At 63.0% G+C, this 19,223-nt stretch carries 16 protein-coding genes; 13 read left to right on the top strand and 3 right to left on the bottom strand.

The annotated features are described in order from the left end of the window. Nucleotides 1-39: 39 nt before the first annotated feature. A complete protein-coding gene (locus VLU25_13505; protein ID HSR68948.1) occupies nucleotides 40-1,167 on the bottom strand; it encodes a hypothetical protein in 1,128 nt (375 codons plus the stop codon). A 475-nt stretch (nucleotides 1,168-1,642) separates the two neighbouring features. Beyond that, nucleotides 1,643-3,544 (bottom strand): hypothetical protein, encoded by a 1,902-nt coding sequence (locus tag VLU25_13500; protein HSR68947.1) that lies wholly within the window; start codon nucleotides 3,542-3,544, stop codon nucleotides 1,643-1,645. 399 nt (nucleotides 3,545-3,943) lie between these two features. On the opposite strand from VLU25_13500, the gene VLU25_13495 reads away from it, so the two are divergent. From VLU25_13495 to VLU25_13465, 7 genes are read left to right on the top strand one after another with little or no spacing between them, the layout of a single operon-like run. Further along, nucleotides 3,944-5,956 carry a class I SAM-dependent methyltransferase gene (locus VLU25_13495; GenBank protein ID HSR68946.1) on the top strand — a complete coding sequence of 671 codons (2,013 nt, stop codon included), beginning with the start codon at nucleotides 3,944-3,946 and terminating at the stop codon, nucleotides 5,954-5,956. After that, nucleotides 5,953-6,915, top strand: coding sequence for a glycosyltransferase family 2 protein (locus VLU25_13490; protein ID HSR68945.1), 963 nt, complete (start codon nucleotides 5,953-5,955; stop codon nucleotides 6,913-6,915). Before VLU25_13495 ends, VLU25_13490 begins: the two co-directional genes overlap by 4 nt. Beyond that, nucleotides 6,896-8,245, top strand: coding sequence for a glycosyltransferase family 2 protein (locus VLU25_13485; protein ID HSR68944.1), 1,350 nt, complete (start codon nucleotides 6,896-6,898; stop codon nucleotides 8,243-8,245). Before VLU25_13490 ends, VLU25_13485 begins: the two co-directional genes overlap by 20 nt. After that, a complete protein-coding gene (locus VLU25_13480) occupies nucleotides 8,235-9,182 on the top strand; it encodes a glycosyltransferase (GenBank protein ID HSR68943.1) in 948 nt (315 codons plus the stop codon). The genes VLU25_13485 and VLU25_13480 overlap by 11 nt, the downstream gene beginning before the upstream one ends. Continuing rightward, nucleotides 9,179-10,144 (top strand): glycosyltransferase family 2 protein, encoded by a 966-nt coding sequence (locus VLU25_13475; protein HSR68942.1) that lies wholly within the window; start codon nucleotides 9,179-9,181, stop codon nucleotides 10,142-10,144. The genes VLU25_13480 and VLU25_13475 overlap by 4 nt, the downstream gene beginning before the upstream one ends. After that, nucleotides 10,123-11,031: a glycosyltransferase family 2 protein gene (locus VLU25_13470; protein HSR68941.1), complete on the top strand. Its 909-nt coding sequence runs from the start codon at nucleotides 10,123-10,125 to the stop codon at nucleotides 11,029-11,031. Before VLU25_13475 ends, VLU25_13470 begins: the two co-directional genes overlap by 22 nt. Beyond that, entirely contained in the window at nucleotides 11,028-11,897 is an 870-nt protein-coding gene (locus tag VLU25_13465; protein HSR68940.1) for a glycosyltransferase family 2 protein, read from the top strand. The genes VLU25_13470 and VLU25_13465 overlap by 4 nt, the downstream gene beginning before the upstream one ends. On the opposite strand, the gene VLU25_13460 is transcribed toward VLU25_13465, so the two are convergent. Next, complete coding sequence (locus tag VLU25_13460; GenBank protein HSR68939.1) at nucleotides 11,894-13,537, bottom strand: FG-GAP-like repeat-containing protein; 1,644 nt, start codon at nucleotides 13,535-13,537, stop codon at nucleotides 11,894-11,896. The genes VLU25_13465 and VLU25_13460 overlap by 4 nt on opposite strands. A gap of 407 nt (nucleotides 13,538-13,944) precedes the next feature. On the opposite strand from VLU25_13460, the gene VLU25_13455 reads away from it, so the two are divergent. The 6 genes from VLU25_13455 to VLU25_13430 all read left to right on the top strand — a co-directional run bounded on the left by VLU25_13455 (nucleotide 13,945) and on the right by VLU25_13430 (nucleotide 19,223). Continuing rightward, entirely contained in the window at nucleotides 13,945-14,538 is a 594-nt protein-coding gene (locus VLU25_13455; GenBank protein ID HSR68938.1) for a sigma-70 family RNA polymerase sigma factor, read from the top strand. Continuing rightward, on the top strand, nucleotides 14,535-15,038 hold the full coding sequence (locus tag VLU25_13450) for a zf-HC2 domain-containing protein (protein HSR68937.1): 504 nt from the start codon (nucleotides 14,535-14,537) through the stop codon (nucleotides 15,036-15,038). The genes VLU25_13455 and VLU25_13450 overlap by 4 nt, the downstream gene beginning before the upstream one ends. Before the next feature lie 63 nt (nucleotides 15,039-15,101). After that, nucleotides 15,102-15,536 carry a hypothetical protein gene (locus VLU25_13445; GenBank protein HSR68936.1) on the top strand — a complete coding sequence of 145 codons (435 nt, stop codon included), beginning with the start codon at nucleotides 15,102-15,104 and terminating at the stop codon, nucleotides 15,534-15,536. Between the two features lie 98 nt (nucleotides 15,537-15,634). Beyond that, on the top strand, nucleotides 15,635-17,353 hold the full coding sequence (locus VLU25_13440) for a histidine ammonia-lyase (GenBank protein HSR68935.1): 1,719 nt from the start codon (nucleotides 15,635-15,637) through the stop codon (nucleotides 17,351-17,353). A 71-nt stretch (nucleotides 17,354-17,424) separates the two neighbouring features. Continuing rightward, a complete protein-coding gene (gene hisS / locus VLU25_13435; protein HSR68934.1) occupies nucleotides 17,425-18,768 on the top strand; it encodes a histidine--tRNA ligase in 1,344 nt (447 codons plus the stop codon). Beyond that, nucleotides 18,765-19,223, top strand: a complete 459-nt coding sequence (locus VLU25_13430) for a GatB/YqeY domain-containing protein (protein HSR68933.1) — start codon at nucleotides 18,765-18,767, stop codon at nucleotides 19,221-19,223. Before hisS ends, VLU25_13430 begins: the two co-directional genes overlap by 4 nt.

Genomic DNA, 19,223 nt, shown 5'->3' with positions numbered 1-19,223 from the left:
GCCCGGGTGGCTCTCCGCGCAAGCAGGCCTTGTTTCCCCTTACCTGCTTTGCCCCTCTTGCTCCTCTGATTCGAGATCCAAGCGTTTCAAGAAAAGTTCTCCGGTGAACGCCGGCGTCTTGACGCCGAACAGTCCCGTCCGTGAGTCGCAGGCGATGAAAGACAACCAGACGGAATCGCCGTGAAAGGCCAGACGTGGTGAATCGGCGACGCCCAGAGTTGCGTCATCCGGCCCGATCGTCAGGGGCGGCATCATCCACCTGCTTTCTTCATAATCATATAGAGCCAGTCCGACCTTCCCGGCCGTCTGCTGGCTGCCTTTGCCCAGCGACTGATGCCAGATCGCAAACGCCGCATCCCGCCCATGATATACCAAAAGATCACTGGAAGCGGAAATATCTTTTCCCTCCGGCGTCAGGCGCCTTTTCTCAAACCCTTGGGCCTCGGCCGAGGCTTCGATGACTTGACTCTGATTCTTCGGGTCCCAGTAGCTGCAAAGGAGCAACAGCTTGCCTGATGCGGGCTCGGAGGCGAGAGCGATATACCCCATGCGGCCTTCGGCCGCAAAGATGGTACGAGGCTCAGAGCAGCCCTGCGGAGTGCAGCGGGCCAGATCGACCCTGGTCTCGTCGCCGGTCGAGAGGCTCCATGCCACTGCCGTGCCCTCGCTGAGCACAACCGCGTCAACCGAGACAGCCACCCCCTCCCCTATGGTTTCAGGCGGAGACCAATGGATGCCGTCTCGGCTGAATGAGCGGCTAATCAAGTCCGCGGTCTGAAGGTAGTAGAGCCAGAGAAGCTCCCCTTCTTCCACCAATACCGGTCTCAGCCCCTGCAACGCGGAAGCCTGCTCGACCTGCTCCCACTTTTCGTCCGGGCCCAGCCTCAAGAGACGCAATCTAAACTTGTCTGCTTGATCCTGGCTGTAGGTGAGCGCAAAAAAACCGTGGGCGGTTTCGTGAAAACTTACCGAGGAAGGGAAGCCTCCCAGGTCAAAGATTTGCCGCTGATCGCTCGCCTCTCCATCGGCCGCCGCCTCAGCGTCCGCTCCGGACTCGCTGCCGTTGACGGCATCTTCCTGCTGCAAACCGGCAGCTTGGCCCAGCGATTCGACCGGCAGGAGGTTGAGAAGAAAATGGCTGCGCCGCTGCTTGCGGATCTTTTCCATCCAGGCGGCCCAGGTCCGTCCCCGGTAGCGGCCCAGGGAAGGATTCATTCGCTGCCCCTTGCTCCTGCCCTTGGTTTCGGTGAGCTTGACAACCCGCTTGACCTTGCCGGTGAGGAGATCAGCCTCGCCGAAGAAGGGAAAGGGCTGACGGTCGCGACCGATCCACAGCACTTCGATGGAATCGCCGACAACCTGCATCGCATGGTTGTTGTCGCCGGCGCTCCGGTAGACGGAAGCCGGCCGCTCATTGATCCGCAATTCCGCAGAGCCGTCTTGGGCCGAGGCCGAGCAAAGAAGGGCGAGGCAGCCCGCCCAGGCGGAGATCGTCTTCAGTACGCTTTTAGACAAGTCGGTCCTGTGACCACAAAAAGGAGGAAAGCTGTCGACAGCTTTCCTCCTTTGAAGTGGTTTTCAGTTTTAGACTAAGAACCTGCGGGAGCCGCCCGCGATAAATGGGGCGACTCCCAGAGGCGACTTAGTTGGATGGCGGAAGCGGCCCGCTAGCCGACAACGGCAGCCAGTAGGACAAACCAAACGAATCCAGGAACACGATGCTCTGAGCGATGGTGACATAGGATCCGCGCTCACCGTCGTAGTTGACGGCGAATCCCTGGATGGAACCGCCGGTAGCGTCGTACCAGAAGTCACGCGTCAGGATGCGGTCGAAACGGACCCAACCGGGTCCCAACTCGTCGTTCTCCACAACCGGGTCAGCCAGGAAGTTGGCGGCCAAGCCGCGACCGTCCAGAGTGAACAAGTCATCCAGGCTGAAGGTGGCGAAGTTCTCGGTGAACACGAAGTCGGGGGAACCTCCACCAGGGACCAACTCCCCGCCGGGAATCCCGAAGACGTCGAAGCGGAAAGCATTCAGACACTTCACGGCCACCCTGATGACCACCGGGTCGATGGGCGGGGGCGGCGAAATCTGCTCGATTTCCTCTTCAATCCGAAGCGGATCTTCGCTGTTGTTGAAGATCACCAGGTTGTAGTAGGTCGCAGCGGCGTCCATACGGTAGGCGTTGTCGCTGAAGACCGCAAAGGCGCTACGGTTGAGGTTGAGCGATCCGTTGTAGTCGTCCTTGAATGAACCGAAGGACAAGAACTGATCCGCGGGCGAAACCGCATCGGGGAACAGCGTCCAGCCCAGCGATCCGCCGACCACAGGCTGGGGAGCCCAGGGATTGCTGGAGTCGCAACGAGGCTGGTTGCTGGTGGCGCCTTCGCAGTTCGTTTCGATGGAGTTGCCGCCATGGGCGTCCTGCCGCAGGTAGTAACTGTTGGTGGGCAGGAAGAGCTCATCGCTACGCAGGAGCGTCAGCCAGATGTGTTCTGTGCCCGACAGGATTACGCCCTTGGGCGCCAAGGGTCCGTCGACATCCATGCCTCCGTCGTTGACCGCGTCGGCATCGAAGGCGTCGAAATCGCCGTCGCCGTCCACGTCTTGCGGGGTGGCGTTGTTGTAGCTCGCCGTGCATTGCCCCGCCTCGAAGAGGTCGGCATCGTCGCAATCCAGGACCTGACCGGCATTGATGGCGGGGCGGGTCCAGGCGGTAACCGCAAAGGAAGCCTGGCCTCCGGGACGCGCAGCACCGATGGTGTGGAAGCCGTTCAAGTAGTTGAAGGAGATGGCGCTGGCGTTGAAGATGTTCAGGTTGTCGTCGTTGACGCCCGCGCGGACGCCGATTTTGTCGGGATCAACGCCGACGCAGTCATCCTCCAAATCGTCCGGCGTCAACTCGAAGGGATAGAGCCAATCGGCGAACTCGTCCAGATCCTCAGGATCATCGAAGTCGCCGCGGTCACCCGCAGGACTGGTGTCGTTGCCGTCACCCGAGTCGTTGCCGGCATCTCCCGAGGCCGTCACGAAGAGCAGAAAGCGGCCTTCGCCGAAGCGGGCAGTCGACAGAGGAGTGGGGTCCTGGGGCGGAGTCCCGAAGAAGAAGTCCGAAACGTTGACCTCGGTTCCCGGAATCGTGTAGTCGAAGGGGTTGATCAACATGGTGTCGTTGCAGGTCAACAAGACCAGGAAGTCGACCACGTCGTCGCAACTCTCATCGAAGTAGCGGAAGTGAAGGGTAACCGCGTCGGTCGGGTTGGTGTTGGTGATGGCGATGAAGTTCGTCCACAGGGGCGCCTCCAGGCCGAAGTTCTCGGTGACCGTGAGGGTCGGGACGAAATCGGGATTGATTTCACTCGGACGAATTCCCGTGTCAAGCAGGAAAAGAAGCTGCGATCCTGGCTCGACAACGGTTCCCGCCGGACTGTTGGTGCTCTGCACCTCCTGCGGGAAGTCGCCATAGCCGTCCTGAGCCAACGCCATCGGCGCGCTCAAAAGCAGCAAAACGGCTGCAATGGAAAGTATCTTGAGTCGGTTCATTGAAAGCATCCTCCTTAAGTTTGGCTTCTAGATGACCCAATACAACAATGACATATCTCTAGGGCGCCTGCTTTCAAAAAGCGCCCTCTAAGATGGCGGCCGGTCCACCCTGAACACAGTCACGGGCCTGATCCCGGCTAAACAACGCTCTAGAAGGATGCCCGCCCCGCGGGAAAGTCGCAAGAATTTTTCCCTGCATCCTCCCGGCGGCGCGGACAGAAATTCCGAGCCAGCGGACATCTTAGACCATCGCCTGCCAAATGACAAACTCTTTGCCGATATTTCTCGGAAGCGGCGCGGATTCGCGCCCCAGCGACCGAATATCAGCAGATGCCCGCCACAGGGCATTCATGCTACCGTCTCTGAGAGGCTCGTGCAAGTCGCCTCGGGACCGCAAGCATGAACATCAAACGTCTTATCGGTGCCCAGCCTGCGGCTGCCCACACGGAACGGCTTTACGGCAAGGGCTACTACCATGGAGAAAACAGCGGTTATCCCCGGGAAGGCTATGGCCACAGGCATCCGGACTGGGAGCCCTGGTGCGATTTGCTGGCCTCCCTCATTCCCTCCGGCGGACTGCTCCTCGACTTGGGATGCGCCTACGGCTTTCTGGTAGAGGAAGCCCGCAAACGCGGTTTCCAAGCCTTCGGGTTCGACATCAGCAGCTATGCCCTGACCCGCGGGCACGCCGCCGGCCGTCTGGGACGCTGCACTCTGGAGCGGCTTCCCCTGCCGGACCAATGCGCCGACGCGGTTTGCCTCTTCGACGTCCTCGAGCATCTCTACGATCCGCTGGCCGCCCTGCGTGAAGCCCGCCGGGTCCTCCAGCCCCGGGGACTTTTGATCGGTGCCACTCCCGACGCTCCCTTCTTTTCCCGTCAGGAAGAAACCCACTGCTTTGAGCGTCCGGCTTCTTTTTGGACGGCGGCCCTTGAGGAACTGGGACTGGAGTACCGCTTCCGCTTTTCTGAAGAGGATTACAACTTTCAGTTCCTGGCCGGAGAAGAGGGCCTGAGCCGCCTTCTCGGCCGTTTCCAGCACGACTACTTCGACGATTCCCCGGATGTGGTGCAGAGCGGGCCTCCTCTGCGGGCGGTGCTGCGCCCGGGATGGGCTCGCCTCCGGGGAGGGGCGCGGAGGCCCCTGAAGTGGCCGGCCCGCATCTACCTGCTCAACCCCTTGCGCGTCCCCTTGCGAGTGCGGGGCCAACTCCATCTGCGCGCCCAAGGCTGGGCCCGCATGAGAATCCGCTGGAACAGCCAGGTCCTGGCCGACCTGCGCCCCCGGCCGGAACCGCTGCAAGGGGTCTTCCAACTGCCCGAGTTCCTGCTCCCCTCGGGCGGACACCATCTCTTTCTGGAATCCTTCCCGCCCCAGACCCGATGGGAGATCGGCCCCATCGTTCTGCAGTCGCAAGCGGCCCGAAGCGGCCCCCTGCGCCGCGGACTGCCATTCGACCTCTATCAACGCTACCGCATGGCCGCCGAGGCAGCCCGGGTGCTGGGTCCCCGGACTCTTCTCGACATGGGAGGATACATGGGCGACGCCGACGGGCACTTGGCGGTATCGTCGGATTTCTTGGCTCCCGCCGAGTCAGGCCGCTCGCCCCAGGTGATTTCCTGCGACCGGCGCCTTTGCGATCATCCCGATTACCTCCGCGACGACGACCCGCTCTTGCAAAATGCCCGCTTCGACATGGTGGTGTGCCTGGACGTGCTGGAACACGTGCCTCCCCGGCAGCGGCCCGCGTTCCTCGACCGTCTGCAGCAGTTGGCCAGGCGCTGGATCGTGCTGGCCGGACCTTTCGCCTCTCCCCAAGTGGAGGCGGCCGAAGGACGGCTGCGGGAGGGACTGATGGCGGCTCGCCGCTTCCTCGAGGAGCACGCCCGCTACGGCCTGCCCGACTTGCAGCAGGTCCTGCAGCGCTTCCAGGAGGCCGGATGGACGGTCATCGACCTGCCCAACGGCTACCTGCCGCATTGGGAAGAGGGCCAGGCGCTGACCCAACACTACTTCGCCCTGGACGATTACGGCAGCAGCGTTCTCCTCAACCGCATCCTCAACTCTTCACGCTACAGCGGCGACAACCGCCAACCCTGCTACAGGCGCCTGCTCGTTATATCAAGGGAGCCCCTGGGGGAGGAGACGGGCGCGGCCGTGCAGGACCTGAGCAGTCAGGCCGGAAAGCCAGAAGTCCCTCCTCTTTCCCGCCATCCCGGCTTTCTGCAACTGCAGGAGCGGGTCATCAACCTGTTGGCTGAGCGCGGCCCGGCAGCCGACGACCTCTGCTTCTTGCTCAACGAACGCGAAAAGCACATCGAATTGCTGCAAGCCTCCCTGAGAGAATTGGAGCGTCTCAACGCCCAGCCCTTGCACAAGATCGCCCTGCGGCGCTTGAAGGAGCGGGGATGAGCGGCCAAGGGGAGGCTCCCCAGGTCTCGATTGCGGTCATCAACTACCGGGGACGCGACTACCTGCAAGAACTCTTCGACTCGCTGGAGGCGCAGACCTTCCGCGACTTCGAGGTGCTCTTTATCGACAATGCCTCAGGCGACGGGAGTTGCCAGTGGGTGGGACGCCGCTTTCCACGGGTGAAGCTGCTGCCGCAGCAGGAGAACCTGGGATTCGCCAAGGCCGCCAACCTGGCGGCGCGTTCCTCGCGGGCCCCCTTTCTGGCTCTGCTCAACACCGACCTCAAGCTGGAGCCGGACTGGCTGAAGGAAGCGGTCAAAACGGCCGAGAGAGAAGAGGCCGCGGCGGTGGCTTCCAAAATGCTCCTCTACAGCCGGCCCGGAGTGCTCAATGGGGTGGGCGGGGCCATGAACCGGCTGGGATACACCTGGGACAGGGGGATGTACGAGGAGGACGAGGGCCAGTACGACCGCGTCGAGGAAGTCCTCTTCGCCTCCGCCGGCGCCGCTCTCTTCCGGCGGCGCATCTTCCTGCAGGCCGGCGGCTTCGACGAGCGCTTCTTCATGTACCACGAGGACGTCGACCTGTGCTGGCGCCTGTGGATACTGGGACATCGCGTGGTGACGGCCCCCCGAGCCGTGGTCTATCACCACTTCGGCGGCTCCACCGCCAAGACCCGCGGCATGCGCTGGAGAGAACTGTTGGGAGAGCGCAACAACATGCGCACGCTGCTCAAGAACTATCAGCTCGGCAACGCCTGCCGGGCCATGTGGGGCGTACTCACCTTGCCCCAGCCTCCCAGGCGCAAATGGGGACAGTTGCGCAACCTGCTGTGGAACGTCCTCGTGCTGCCCGACACCCTGAGGCTGCGCAGGCGGGTGCAGAAAGCCAGGCAGCGCAGCGACCGCCAACTGCACGGCCTTATTGTACAATCGCGGGATGTCCCGCTCCGGCTCTGAGTCTTCTGCCCCCCATCCCTCCCAGGTTTCAGTGATCACCGTCAATTGGAACGGGCGGGGGCACCTGGAGCACCTGGTGCCGTCTCTGCAGGCCTGCGGGTGCGGCGAGATCATCGTCGTCGACAACGGTTCCTCGGACGGCTCCAAAGAGTACCTGCGACGCCGCCATCCCCAGGTGCAGATCATAGAAAACGACTGCAACCGGGGATTCGCCGGGCCCAGCAATCAGGGAGCCCAGGCCGCCCGGGGACGCTGTCTGGCCTTCATCAACAACGACATGCGGGCAGATCCGGGATGGCTCGAGGAAGGGCTGGCGAGATTGTCCCCCGAGCGGCCCTGCGTCGCCTCCCGCATTCTCGACTGGGAAGGCAAGCGAATCGACTTCAACGGTTCTTCCCTGCAATATCTGGGATTCGCGCTGCAGCAGGACATCGGGGAATTGGCCGAGCGGGTGAAAGACCGCGACGAAGTGCTCTTCCCCTGCGGCGGAGCCATGCTCATCGAGCGTCAGGTCTTCCTCGACCTGGAAGGCTTCGATCCCGATTACTTCGCCATCTTCGAGGACGTCGACTTGGGTTGGCGCCTGTGGCTGAGCGGTTACGGAGTGGCCTTCGCTCCCCGCTCCATCGCCTACCACCGCGGCCACGCCACCTTCGCCCGCCACGCCAACGAGCGCATGCGCTACCTGATGCACCGCAATGCCCTGCTGACCGTGATTAAGAACTACGAGGAGGAACTCTTCCAAAAGGTCTTTCCCCTGGCCGTGCGCCTGGCCATCCGCCGGGCGGTGCTCCTCTCAGGAGTGGAAAGGGAGAGCTTCTACCTGTGGGCCGAGGCCCGCCGCCAGTTGCGCAGCGGCGACGAGGCCGCCCAGGAACGCTGGATCGACGCCCTCAATCACCTGGTGGCACTGGACGACGTTCTGGAACGCCTTCCCCAGGTGCTGGAAAAGCGGCGGCGCGTTCAAGCCTTGCGGCGGCGTCCTGATAGCGAGATTCTCGAGCGCTTCGACGATCCCCTGCGGCGCATCGTGGAGGATCCGGAATACGAGATGGAAGAGCAGTCCTGGCTGCGCCTGCTGGCCCTGGACCGGCATCTTCCCCTGGAGCAAGCACCCGACCCGCGTTCCCGCCAAGCGGACCGCCTGTCGGCCAAGGTCGAGGACTTGCGCCGACAGCTCGACCGCTTGCAGCGGCAGGGGACGCAAGCTCTGGCGACTCCACCCCCCGCAGGCCGTCCCGGCTTGAAAGCCTTCCTCGACAGCCTGCGCAAGGACGGGCCGGGCCTCACCTTGAAGCGGGTAGCCAGGAGGCTGCGCCGTGGACTCTAAAGCCCCCGATATCAGCGTCGTCATCCCCACCTACAACCGGGCCCGAATGCTGGAAAAGACACTGCGGGCTTTGGCCTCCCAGAAGAGTCCTCACGAGCGGGCCCTTTCCTTTTCTTATGAAGTCATCGTCGTGGACGACGGATCGCGCGACCAAACCGGGAGCCTTTGCCGCCGCCTGGCCGAGGACTTTCCCGTCCCTTTGCGCTACTTCCGCCAGAGCAACCAGAAGCAGGGCGCGGCGCGCAACCGGGGGGCAGGGCGGGCGGAGGGACGCTGGCTGCTCTTTCTGGGCGACGACACCGTGCCCCGCGGCGACTTCCTCTACCACCACCGGCGCGCCCACAATCGGCGCGGCGATGCCGGCCGCCTGGCCGTCATCGGCTACACGCCCTGGGCCGAGGACTACCCGGTGACCCGCTTCATGCACTACATCGGCGAGTACGGATGGCAGTTCGGCTTCTCCATCATCGAAGACCCCGAGGACGTCCCCTTCAATTTCTTCTACACCAGCAACGTCTCCCTGCCCCGCCGCTTCTTCATAGAGAGCGGAGGCTTCGACGAGGACTTTCAGGAGTATGGTTGGGAGGACATCGAACTCAGTTGGCGCCTGAAGCAGCAGGGAATGCGGCTGGTCTACCAGCCCCGGGCGGTGGCGCGACATCACCATCCCACCTCCCTCGAGTCGTTCCTGAGGCGCCAGCGCAAGGTGGGCTACTCGGCCTGGACGTTCCATCTCAAGCACCCCGAGATGGAGGAGTTCCTCAACACCCGGCGCCTGCCCCGCTTCTCGCTGGGGCGGCGCCTCAAGATGGCGCTTCTCAAACGGCTTTGCCTGTGGACGGAAAAGCGGCGCTGGCCCGATCTCAGCCGCTACTACCCCGACCTGCTCAGCTATCACTACAACCTGGGACTGCTGGAGGCTTGCGACGAGGAATGAAGGAAGGGCAAGCCTCCATCACGGTAGTGGTCCCCAACTACAACCAGAGGAAACTGCTGCGCGCCTGCCTGCGCTCCCTGCGCCGTCAGACCCATCCCTGCCGGGTGCTGGTGGTGGACGACGGGTCCGAGGACGGCAGCGCCTCCATGGTGGAGCAGGACTTTCCCGAGTTCCGCTGCCTGCGCCTCTCCTCCAACGTGGGATTCGCGGCGGCGGCCAACGCCGGAATGCGGCGCGTGGAAACCGAGTTCACGGCCCTGCTCAACAACGACGCGGAAGCCGACCCCGAGTGGATCGCCGCCGGACTGCGAGCCTTCCAGCGCCTGCCCCGCCACGGAATGCTGGCCTCCAAGATGATCGACTCGCGCGATTGCTCCCGCCTCGACTCGGCGGGAGATCTTTACAACCGCAGGGGGATGCCGCTGAAGCGGGGCAACGGTTGTCCGGCGTCGGACTTCGAGCAGGAGGCTGAAGTCCTGGGAGCCAGCGGCGGAGCCGCCTTCTACCGCACCTCCATGCTGCGCCGTCTGGGCTATTTCGACGAGTCTTTCCACATGTACCTGGAAGACGTCGACCTGAGTCTGCGAGCCCGCCTGGCCGGCTACCGCTGCCGCTTCATTCCCCAAGCAGTGGTCTACCATCTGGAGGCCGGCTCCGACCCTCTGCGCAAGCCCGGCGACGGCCCCGGCGTATACTATTCGCCGTCGCGCGTGTACTGGATCACCCGCAACCGCTGGCGCTTGATGTGGACTTACCAGCCGCTCTCCAACTTCCCTTGGCTGGCCCTGGGATGGACCAAGAGCGCCCTCTTTCACCTTCTCAAGGCCGGCTACTTGGGGTCGTTCTTGAAGGGGACGGCGGCCGGATGGGCGGCATTGCCCAACGACCTGGGCAAGCGTCGCCGCCTGTTCCGGCACAGCCGCATATCCCGGTCTGAACTATGGAAGCTGTTCCGAGCCTGACCGCCATCTGCGTCAACTACAACGGGGCTCAAGTGCTGCCCCGGCTGCTGGAGTGTCTGCGCTCCTGCCGGCGCCCCCTTCAAATCCTGGTAGTGGACAGCGCTTCTCGCGACGGATCGGCCGATCATCTGGGCTCCGACGTGCACCTGCTGCGGCTGCGGGAAAACCTCGGCTATGCGGCCGCTCTCAACGCCGGACTGCGGCTGCGGCTGAGCCAACCCGATCCTCCCGACTTTTTCCTCCTCCTCAACAACGACGTGGAGTTCGAGCCTGGCGGGCTGGAAGCGCTCATCTCCTGCGCCCAAGCCGAGCAGGCTTGGGTCGCAGGCCCCCAAGTCGTCAGCCGAAGCGACCCCCGGCGTCTCGACGCCGCCTGGGGACGCGTCGACTATTCGCACGTGCTGGCGCGCTATCGCGGCAAGGGAGCCCCGGCTTCGCGTTATCGCCAACGGCGCCGGACGGAACTGTTGCTGGGATGCGTCCTGCTGGTCAAACGCCAGACCCTGGAAAAGGTGGGATTCTTCGACGAACGCTATTTCATGTATCACGAGGAGGTCGACTTTCTCTACCGCTGCGCTCAAGCGGGACTGAGGGTATGCTTTTGTCCGGCCGCACGCTTTCTCCATCGCGGCGCCCACAGCACCCGCCGCTCGCCACTGAAAAAAGTCTACTGGCTCCGCCGCAACACGCTCTTTTTTATGTTCAAACACCGCCCTGGAGCCTTGGCCTGGCTTTACTGGGCAGCGACCTTGGCGGGAAGCTTGGCCTTCAATACCCTCCTCCTGCGCACAGCCCGCCTAGGCGCCATCCTGCGCGGGGTGCGCGACGGATTCAAGACCCGGGGACGGCAAACCCGCCTACGGCAAACTGAAGCCAATCGACCATGAAGGAAACTCCCTCCATCGCCGTCATCATTCCCTCCTACTCGTCCCGGCCCTTAATCGGAGCGACGCTGCGGTCGCTTTTCCTGCAGGACGTTGAGGAAACCTTCGAAGTGGTGGTGGTCGACTCTTCCCCCGACGATACCGCCGACTGGATCCGCGGCGAGTTTCCTTCCGTCAAGGTGCTGCACTCTCCCCAACGCCTGCTCCCCGGGGCCGCGCGTAACCGCGGAGTCCAGGCAACCAGGGCCCGACTGCTGGCTTTCTTGGATGCCGATGCGACCGCCCGCCCCGACTGGCTGAAGATCCTCTTGGGGCGCCTGCGGCAAGACGGCATCCGGGCCGCGGGCGGATCGGTGGACAACGCTAATCCGGAATCACCGGTCTCCCGCATGCTTTACTGGATCGAGTTCTCGGAATTCGCTCCCGGGCTTCCTTCTGGTCCTCGCTGGGCGCTGCCCTCCTGCAATTTCGTCATTCCCCGCCGCGACTTTGAGCGCGCCGGAGGCTTCGAGGAGAAGACAGCCATGAGCGAAGACCAGATCTTTTGTCTGGCCCTGGGAGAGGGGATCTTCTTCGAATCCTCCACGGGAGTCCTGCATCGTCAGCGTGAAGCGCTTCCCCAGGCCCTGGACCATCTGCGCCGCCTGGGTCTGTGGAGCGGCCGCCTGCGCCGCCGCTTCAAAGTTCCCGGCTGGCGGCTGCGCCGTTTTCCCGCCGCGGCCTGGCTCTTGCTGCCGCTGCGCGCTTGGCGCATCTGGCGCCGAGCCCGCCGCAGCCGGGCCCCCTTGAAGCGGGGGGACCTGCCTCTGCTGGGACGCGGACTGACCCACTGGTGCCGGGGATTCCGTCAAGGCCTGCGGGAGATCTAGAAAACGACGATGGTGGAGCGTCCGCCCTTGGAAAGGAAATCGCCCACGACCCCTATGGGCCTCTCCCCCGAAAGGTCAAGGTTGACGTAAAGCTGCAATGCGCCCGAGGGTTTGGGACCCAGGATGATGGAGCGATAACGCGCCTCGAAGATCAGAATCTCCTGATCGCGGGAAGTGGATTCATTGGGGTGCCAGTTGACGCGGGTGGAAAGGGGTGCGGGAACCCTGCCCGACTCTACGGTGAACTCGCGGACCACGTCGGGTTGGAATGAGGTAATGACCGCGCTGCGGTTCAACTCGGGATCGTAGATGTAAAGACGCCGTTCCGCAACCAGCGGGTGTTCACCGCGCCAGTCGATCACCAAGCCGGGCCGGAAGTTGAGAACCAGATCCCCCACGACTTTGAGGCCGTCCGGCTGCAAGGAGAGAATGAGCAGGCTGGGGCGGTCCTCCAGCACGGCCGCAACGTCCAACAACCCGTCGTCGTCGAAATCGAACAGGGCCAAGCTGGTGATCGTCTCTCCCGGGAGCAAAATCGAGCCCTCCGGTTGGTCGAAGGGCGATTCTCCGCCGTCATGGCGAAAGAAGATATGAACTTGGGCGCCCTCTTCGTCGTTGCGGCCCAGCAACAGATCAGACAATCCGTCACCGTCGATGTCGGTAAACACCATCTGGGCGTCGTTCGAAACGCTGACCGACCGCAGCAACTGAAACTGCGACAAGGCGAAGACCTCTTCGTTTTCCATCAGGAAAAGGCCGTCCTGTCCGCGCTTGGCCCGCATCGTATAGGGCTCTCCGGCAGCGGAGGGCGCCCGTGAGATGAGAAAGTCGAAGGGCGTCGACTCTTGTCGGGGGGCCGAGGGCTCTTCCGGCGGAGGCGGATCCTCGGGAGGCGGCGGCTCTTCGGCCGGCGGCGGGTCAGCCTGGTTGCCTTCATCGCCGTTGCTATGATCGAGTGAGTCGGTTTCGCCGGGTCCATCAGCGGGGTCCGGTTGCGAGGGACTCTCTTCGCCCGTCCCCGGGCCCTCGTTTGCGGCGCCGGGTTCTTCGGCGGGAGCGTCCTCACGCGAGGCCTGTCCGCCTACCGGCGCGGCGCTGTCGTCGCCCGGTCCGTCCTCGGCGGCAGTGGGGTCGCCGCCTGCGGAGACGGCAAAGGGATTGCCGGATGAACCGAAAACCGGCCGATCGAGCTGAGCGTATTCCACTTCCAGCGCCAGCAATTGGTCGTGATCTTCCAAGGAACGGATCTCAACCTGCTTGCCCGGCAGGTCAAAGAGAGACTCTTCCCGGAGGAGTCTTGCGGGGTACGCCGTGGACCCGGAATCCCGCGAGGCAACAAGGGCCCTGCGCGCATGCTGAGGGACAACTCCTTCGGGGACGAATCCGCCGCCGGGCTCCGGCCGTTGGCGCACCTGGGCGGCGCGCCGGAAGGCCGAATCCGGATCGAGTTTCTCTTCCCGCCCCTCGCCCACCCCTTGGGCAGAGGGAAGCTGGCTGCCGCTGCCTTGGCCGGAAGAGAGGAGGGCGGCCTGATCTCCGGACTGGAAGGCCGGCCGAGCCGAGTCCGCCAGATCCAGATAGCTGTAGGTCGGCAACGTCAAGAGCAGAATGACGCCGCCGATTCTGGTGAGCCATTTCATCAAGCTGAATCCGATCTTTACTGTTTCGGCTTCGACTGCGCACAACTCCACTTGGCTCGCAATCCGCAGCCTTTTACTTTATAACTCAAGACGCCCTCAGACGCAATGAGCAAAAAGTGGTCTCGCACGAGAGAAAGCCTCCGGCCTCTCTCCAAGCCATTGTACCGGTTCGCGCAGTGCGTCGGCTCACAAATTTTTGAACTGTTAAGATACGGACTGGGACGGGGCCTGGTACCGGAATGCCGCTCCCATCGGAACCCTGGGGGGCGATCAGGGCGGCGGCGGGAAAACAGGTTCCGATTTACTTGCGACTTTGCCGCGGCGGCGGCATCTTCTATCTGTGCTTCGGAGACAAGCGCAGACAGCGAAGATACTGCTTAGGCGCTGGCTGTCAGGATCGCTTCTCGATGCCCATCGATATCAGCCAGCAGCAGTTGACGGAAATCGTCGAGCGGGCCCAAGAAGGATCGCCGGACGATTTCTACAGGCTTTACGAGATCTTCTCCAAGCCGATCTTCAATTTTATCCGGCGCTTGATCGGAAGCGGGGTAGAAGCCGAGGATCTGACGCAAGAGACCTTCTTGAAGGTGCACAGCGAACTCGGCAAGCTTCGAGAGCCCAGCCAGTTCAAGTACTGGCTGTACCGGATAGCCCGCAACGAGGTCTATCAGAAACTGAGACGCTCCAAGCGGACTCCCGAGGTTTCGATCGATGATGAGGAAACCGAATACTACAATTTCCTGCCCGACGAATCGGACGGGCGGGATCCGGAACGGCAAGTCCTCTCCCTGGAAATGCAGGAAATCATCGACCGCACCCTGGCCGGGCTTACGCCCAAGTATCGCGACGTGTTCGTCCTGGCCGTCTTTCACAAGATGAGCTATGACGACATTACAAAAGTTGTGGGACGGTCCTTGCTCTCGGTCAAGACCGACATCTACCGGGCAAGACTGGCTATGAAGGAAGCGCTGAACGAGTACCTGAAACGGAAGACGACATGAACTGCCAGGACTTTCAACTGATGCTCTCGGCGGAATTGGACGGCGCCTTGACGGCGTCGCAAGCGTCCGCCTTGCAGGCTCACCTGGAAGTCTGTTCGTCTTGCCGAGCCGAAAAAGCCCAGTTTCAAGAATGGGACCGACTCGTGCGGGCGGAGGCTTCTTACGATCAGGAGCCTCCGCTGCGCATCTGGAACGCCATCGAGGCGGGCATCCGCCAACGTCAACCCGCCACCCCCGCCATGGCCCCTCAGGCCCAGCCTGCCGGTATCCGGCAATGGCTGGCCGGATGGCTGCAAACGCCCCAGTTGCGCTTGGCCGCCGCCGCCCTGGCCGTGGTGCTGGTATGCGGTCTGGCCTTGATGCAGATGGGACCTGGGGAAAGCGAACGCCTGTTGGCCGAGTTGGACGCCATCTCAGGTCCGGAATCGACGGAGAACCCCTATCTCATCGAGTATATGGAGCAAGAATCCCGGCCGCGCAATCCGTTCAGCGGCATGTAGGAGGCAGAGATGAAGAGGGTCATCGCATACTTGTTAGTGGCGAGCTTGCTTGCAACTGGGCTGATGGCTCAGGAACAAGCCCGAGCCCTCCAGCAGGACGAAACCGCCCCGCTGGCATTAGAAGAAGGCGATAAAGCCAAACTGCAATTCGCCGCCAGCACTCACGAATTGATCATGACCCGTTTGGCCGAAGGCCAATACGAGTCCATCCTTCCCGAATACCGCAAGATCCTGGCTTTGCAACTCAGCGGCTCCTTCGATGAGCGATTGACCCAAGGCGCCTGGCTGATCGTGGACGAACTGAGAACGGAAGGCCAATACGACTTGGCCCACTCCGTCATCAAAGAGACGCTGTCGCGCGTCAGCGACGTCGACAGCCGCTGGGAACTGCTGATCCTGCAAGGCAAGACCTACAAGGAACAGGGACTTTACGGGAAGGCGATCGCTTCGCTCGAGGAGGCCCGAAAGCTGCGGCCTCAAAACCACCCGGATCAATAAAACGGTCCGCAGGCCAGTTCATTCGCCAGAGTCTTTCAGGCGTGCCGATGCTCTTTTGAGATCGGCACGCCTTTTTTCTTTTGTTATCCTGACCCACCATGGCCAAACTGCAAATCGGAAATCCCTCGGGGCTGACCATCGACGACGTCGTCAGCGTGGCGCGCCATCCCCGTCCGCAAGCCCGCCTCAGCCAGGCGGCCCGAAGGCGGATGGAAGAATCCAGCGGCTGGGTCGATTCGGTGGTGGAAGGACTCAGCCATGATCATCAGCGCTCCTCCTATTACGGCATCAACACCGGCTTTGGCTCTCTGGCCGGATGGACCACCCTGGACAACGCCTACCTGACGCGCGTCCTCTCGCGCAACCTGCTGGCCTCCCACGCCGCCGGGACGGGCGCCTACTTCGACGAAGAGACCGTGCGAGCCGCTCTGCTGCTGCGGGCTCACTCGCTGGCCCAGGGACACTCCGGCATCCGCATCGAAGTGGTGGAAAAGCTCCTCGCCATGCTCAACGAGGGAGTTTATCCGGCCGTTCCCTGCATGGGCTCGCTGGGGGCCAGCGGCGACCTGGCTCCCCTCTCCCACCTGGCCTTGCTGCTGGCCGCCGTCCCCCAGGCGCCCTCCTCCCAGGAGGGGCTTGACTTGCCCCCAGGAAACGGCGAGGCCTTCTTGCCCCTGGCCGAGGACGCCGCCTGCAGCGATTGCGACTTGCACCTGACCGTGGACCGGGCCTCGGGAAAGCAAAGGCGCTGGAAGCGGGTGGAAGGCGCGCAAGCCATGAAGAAGGCGGGAGGCCCTCTGGAGTTGCGGGCCAAGGAAGGGTTGGCGCTCAACAACGGGACCGCCTTCTCGCTGGCCCTGCTGGCCCTGGCCCTGCACGACGCCGAGAGCCTGGTGGAGCAGGCCGATCTGGCGCTGACCATGTCGCTGGAAGCCATCAAGGGCTTCGCCGATCCCTTCTTCCCCCAGATTCACGAAGCGCGCGGTCATCCCGGCGCCATCCTGACGGCCGCCGCCGTGCGCCGCTACGCCGAAGGAAGCACCCTTATCGACGGCTCTGCCCGGCAGCGCCCTCGCCGCATTCCGCCCCAGGACCCCTACTCACTGCGCTGCGCGCCCCAGGTTCACGGGGCCGTCCGCGACGCCCTGGCTTTCGTGCGCCGCACCGTGGAAATCGAACTTAACGCCGCCACCGACAATCCGCTCATCTTTCCCGACCTGCCCCGCGACTACAAAGCGGTCTCGGGAGGCAACTTCCACGGAGAGCCGGTGGCCATGGCTTCCGACTTTCTCTCCATCGCGGTGACCGAGTTGGGCAGCATTTGCGAGCGCAGGGTCTTCAAGATGACCGACTACCATCCCGACCAGCCCTTCGGATTGCCGCGCTTTCTCTTTGACGACAAGGCCACCATGGGACTCAACAGCGGACTCATGATCCCCCAGTACACGGCCGCGTCCCTGGTGTCGGAATGCAAGACCCTCTCCCATCCCGACTGCGTCGACTCCATCCCCAGTTCGGCCAACCAGGAAGACCACGTCAGCATGAGCCTCAACGCCGCCCGGCACGCCCGCCAGATCGTCGACAACATCGAGCAGGTCATCGCCATAGAGTTCCTCTGCGCCTGCCAGGCCCTGGACTGGCGCTTGCGCCAAGACCCCTCCACCCGGTTGGGAGCGGGCAGCCAGGCCGCCCTGCGGCGTTTTCGCGACGATGTCCTCTACCTCGACCAGGACCGTCCTCTTTACCCCGACATGCGCCGGGCCCTTCACCTGGTGCGCAGCGGAGCCCTCCTGCAGGCCGCCCGCCAGGCCGGCTGAAGGGCCGCTTCCCTCGGCCGATACCCGAATTCGATATAGTTAAGTTTTTCGAATCAGGAGCAAGAGCACACATGAGCACACGGGTTGAAGCCCGCGTTCCCCGCGGCATGAGGGACATCCTGCCTGAGCAGATGATCAAGCGGCAGTACGTCATGGACGTCGTCAGCCAAGTCTTCCAGAAGTTCGGATTCGAGCCCTTGCAGACTCCCGCTATCGAGCTCTACGAGACGCTGATGGGCAAGTACGGTCCCGAGGCCGAGAAGCTCATCTATCAGACCTTCCACGAGGGAGGAAGCGAGGAGCTGGCGCTGCGCTACGACCTGTCGGTGCCCCTCAGCCGCCTGGTGGGGATGCATCCCCAACTGGCCATGCCTTTCAAGCGCTATCACATCGCGCCGGTGTGGAGGGCGGAGCGTCCTCAGCGGGGACGTTATCGCGAGTTCTACCAGTGCGACTGCGACACCGTGGGTTCTTCCAGCATGCTCTCCGATGCCGAGACCATCAACGTCATCTATGCCATCCTGGAGCGGCTGGGATTCACCGAATTCAGCATTCACATCAACCACCGCAAGGTGCTCAACGGCATCGGGCAGTTCGCCGGAGTTCCGGAGGAGCAGTTGGCAGGACTCTACCGCTCCATCGACAAACTGGACAAGATCGGCCTGCAAGGCGTGAAGAAGGAACTGGCCGACAACCGCATTCCCGAGCCCGCCGTCGACCGGCTGCTGGACCTGCTTCAAACCGAGGGCCGCAACCGCGAGTTGATCGATAACCTCGAGGAGCCTCTGGGCGGCTTGGAGGAAGCCCGCCAGGGACTCCAGGACCTGGAGCAGATCCTCGACTACCTGGAAGCGCTCGGGGTGCCCGAGGAGTTCTACACGGTCAAGTTCGCCATGGTGAGGGGACTCGAGTACTACACCGGCTCCATATACGAGACCACTGTCCGTCAGTCCAAGATCACCAGCAGCGTGACCGGCGGGGGCCGCTACGACAAGCTGATCGGAATGTTCCGCGAGGAGAGCCTTCCGGCGGTCGGCACCACCATCGGCATCGAACGCATTATCGACATCATGGAAGAACTCGACATGTTTCCCTCCCAGGTGGGCGACACGGTGGTGGAGGTCCTGGTGACGCTGTTCGGCCCGGAGCAGGCCAAGGCCTCTCTTTCCATGGCCGACCGTCTGCGCCAGGCTGGGATCAACACTGAACTCTACTCCTTGGACTACTCGCTGCGCTCTCAGTTCAAATACGCCAACCGCAAGAACATTCCTTATGTGGTGGTGATCGGGCCCGACGAGGCCGAGCAGCAGCGGGCCACGGTGCGCGACTTCGTCAGCGGCGAGCAGAAGACCGTGGCCCGGAGTCAGGCCGCGCAGCAAATCAAGGAGTGGATGGAAGAGGACAAGAAATCATGAGTGAAACCCTAGATCTGACAGCCAAAATCAAGAGCGATCTGAAGGCCGCCATGCTGGCCAAGGACGAACTGCGGCGCACCACTTTGCGTTCCGTCATTACCGCCATTACCAACGCCGAGAAGAGCCGTCCAGACGCCCTCAGCGAGAACGACGTGCTTCAACTGATCAACAAGGAAGCCAAGAAGCGCCGCGAGGCGGTAGAACAGTACCGAAAGGGCGGCCGCGACGATCTGGCCGACCGGGAAGAGGCCGAATACGCCGTCCTGCAGAGCTACCTGCCCCAGCAACTCAGCCGAGAGGAGATCGAGGCCGTGGTGCAGCCCGTCATCGACGAATTGGGTGCTTCCGGCCCCCAGCAGATGGGCCAGGTGATGGGCAAGGTCATGCCCAAGCTGCAAGGCAAGGCCGACGGCAAGATGGTCAACGCCGTGGTGCGCGAGTTGCTCTCCAAATAG

It is taken from the genome of Acidobacteriota bacterium (genome assembly GCA_035471785.1).
Classification (GTDB): domain Bacteria; phylum Acidobacteriota; class UBA6911; order RPQK01; family DATIPO01; genus JANQFM01.
The sequence above is the reverse complement of the archived record's forward strand: the minus strand, read 5'-3'. Positions and strand labels throughout refer to the sequence as shown.

Bases quoted from the DNA above. Each gene is read 5' to 3' on its own strand.
- VLU25_13505 (HSR68948.1), bottom strand. From the start codon at position 1,167: ATGGAAAAGATCCGCAAGCAGCGGCGCAGCCATTTTCTTCTCAACCTC.
- VLU25_13500 (HSR68947.1), bottom strand. From the start codon at position 3,544: ATGAACCGACTCAAGATACTTTCCATTGCAGCCGTTTTGCTGCTTTTG.
- VLU25_13495 (HSR68946.1), top strand. From the start codon at position 3,944: ATGAACATCAAACGTCTTATCGGTGCCCAGCCTGCGGCTGCCCACACG.
- VLU25_13490 (HSR68945.1), top strand. From the start codon at position 5,953: ATGAGCGGCCAAGGGGAGGCTCCCCAGGTCTCGATTGCGGTCATCAAC.
- VLU25_13485 (HSR68944.1), top strand. From the start codon at position 6,896: ATGTCCCGCTCCGGCTCTGAGTCTTCTGCCCCCCATCCCTCCCAGGTT.
- VLU25_13475 (HSR68942.1), top strand. From the start codon at position 9,179: ATGAAGGAAGGGCAAGCCTCCATCACGGTAGTGGTCCCCAACTACAAC.
- VLU25_13470 (HSR68941.1), top strand. From the start codon at position 10,123: ATGGAAGCTGTTCCGAGCCTGACCGCCATCTGCGTCAACTACAACGGG.
- VLU25_13465 (HSR68940.1), top strand. From the start codon at position 11,028: ATGAAGGAAACTCCCTCCATCGCCGTCATCATTCCCTCCTACTCGTCC.
- VLU25_13460 (HSR68939.1), bottom strand. From the start codon at position 13,537: ATGAAATGGCTCACCAGAATCGGCGGCGTCATTCTGCTCTTGACGTTG.
- VLU25_13455 (HSR68938.1), top strand. From the start codon at position 13,945: ATGCCCATCGATATCAGCCAGCAGCAGTTGACGGAAATCGTCGAGCGG.
- VLU25_13450 (HSR68937.1), top strand. From the start codon at position 14,535: ATGAACTGCCAGGACTTTCAACTGATGCTCTCGGCGGAATTGGACGGC.
- VLU25_13445 (HSR68936.1), top strand. From the start codon at position 15,102: ATGGCTCAGGAACAAGCCCGAGCCCTCCAGCAGGACGAAACCGCCCCG.
- VLU25_13440 (HSR68935.1), top strand. From the start codon at position 15,635: ATGGCCAAACTGCAAATCGGAAATCCCTCGGGGCTGACCATCGACGAC.
- hisS (HSR68934.1), top strand. From the start codon at position 17,425: ATGAGCACACGGGTTGAAGCCCGCGTTCCCCGCGGCATGAGGGACATC.
- VLU25_13430 (HSR68933.1), top strand. From the start codon at position 18,765: ATGAGTGAAACCCTAGATCTGACAGCCAAAATCAAGAGCGATCTGAAG.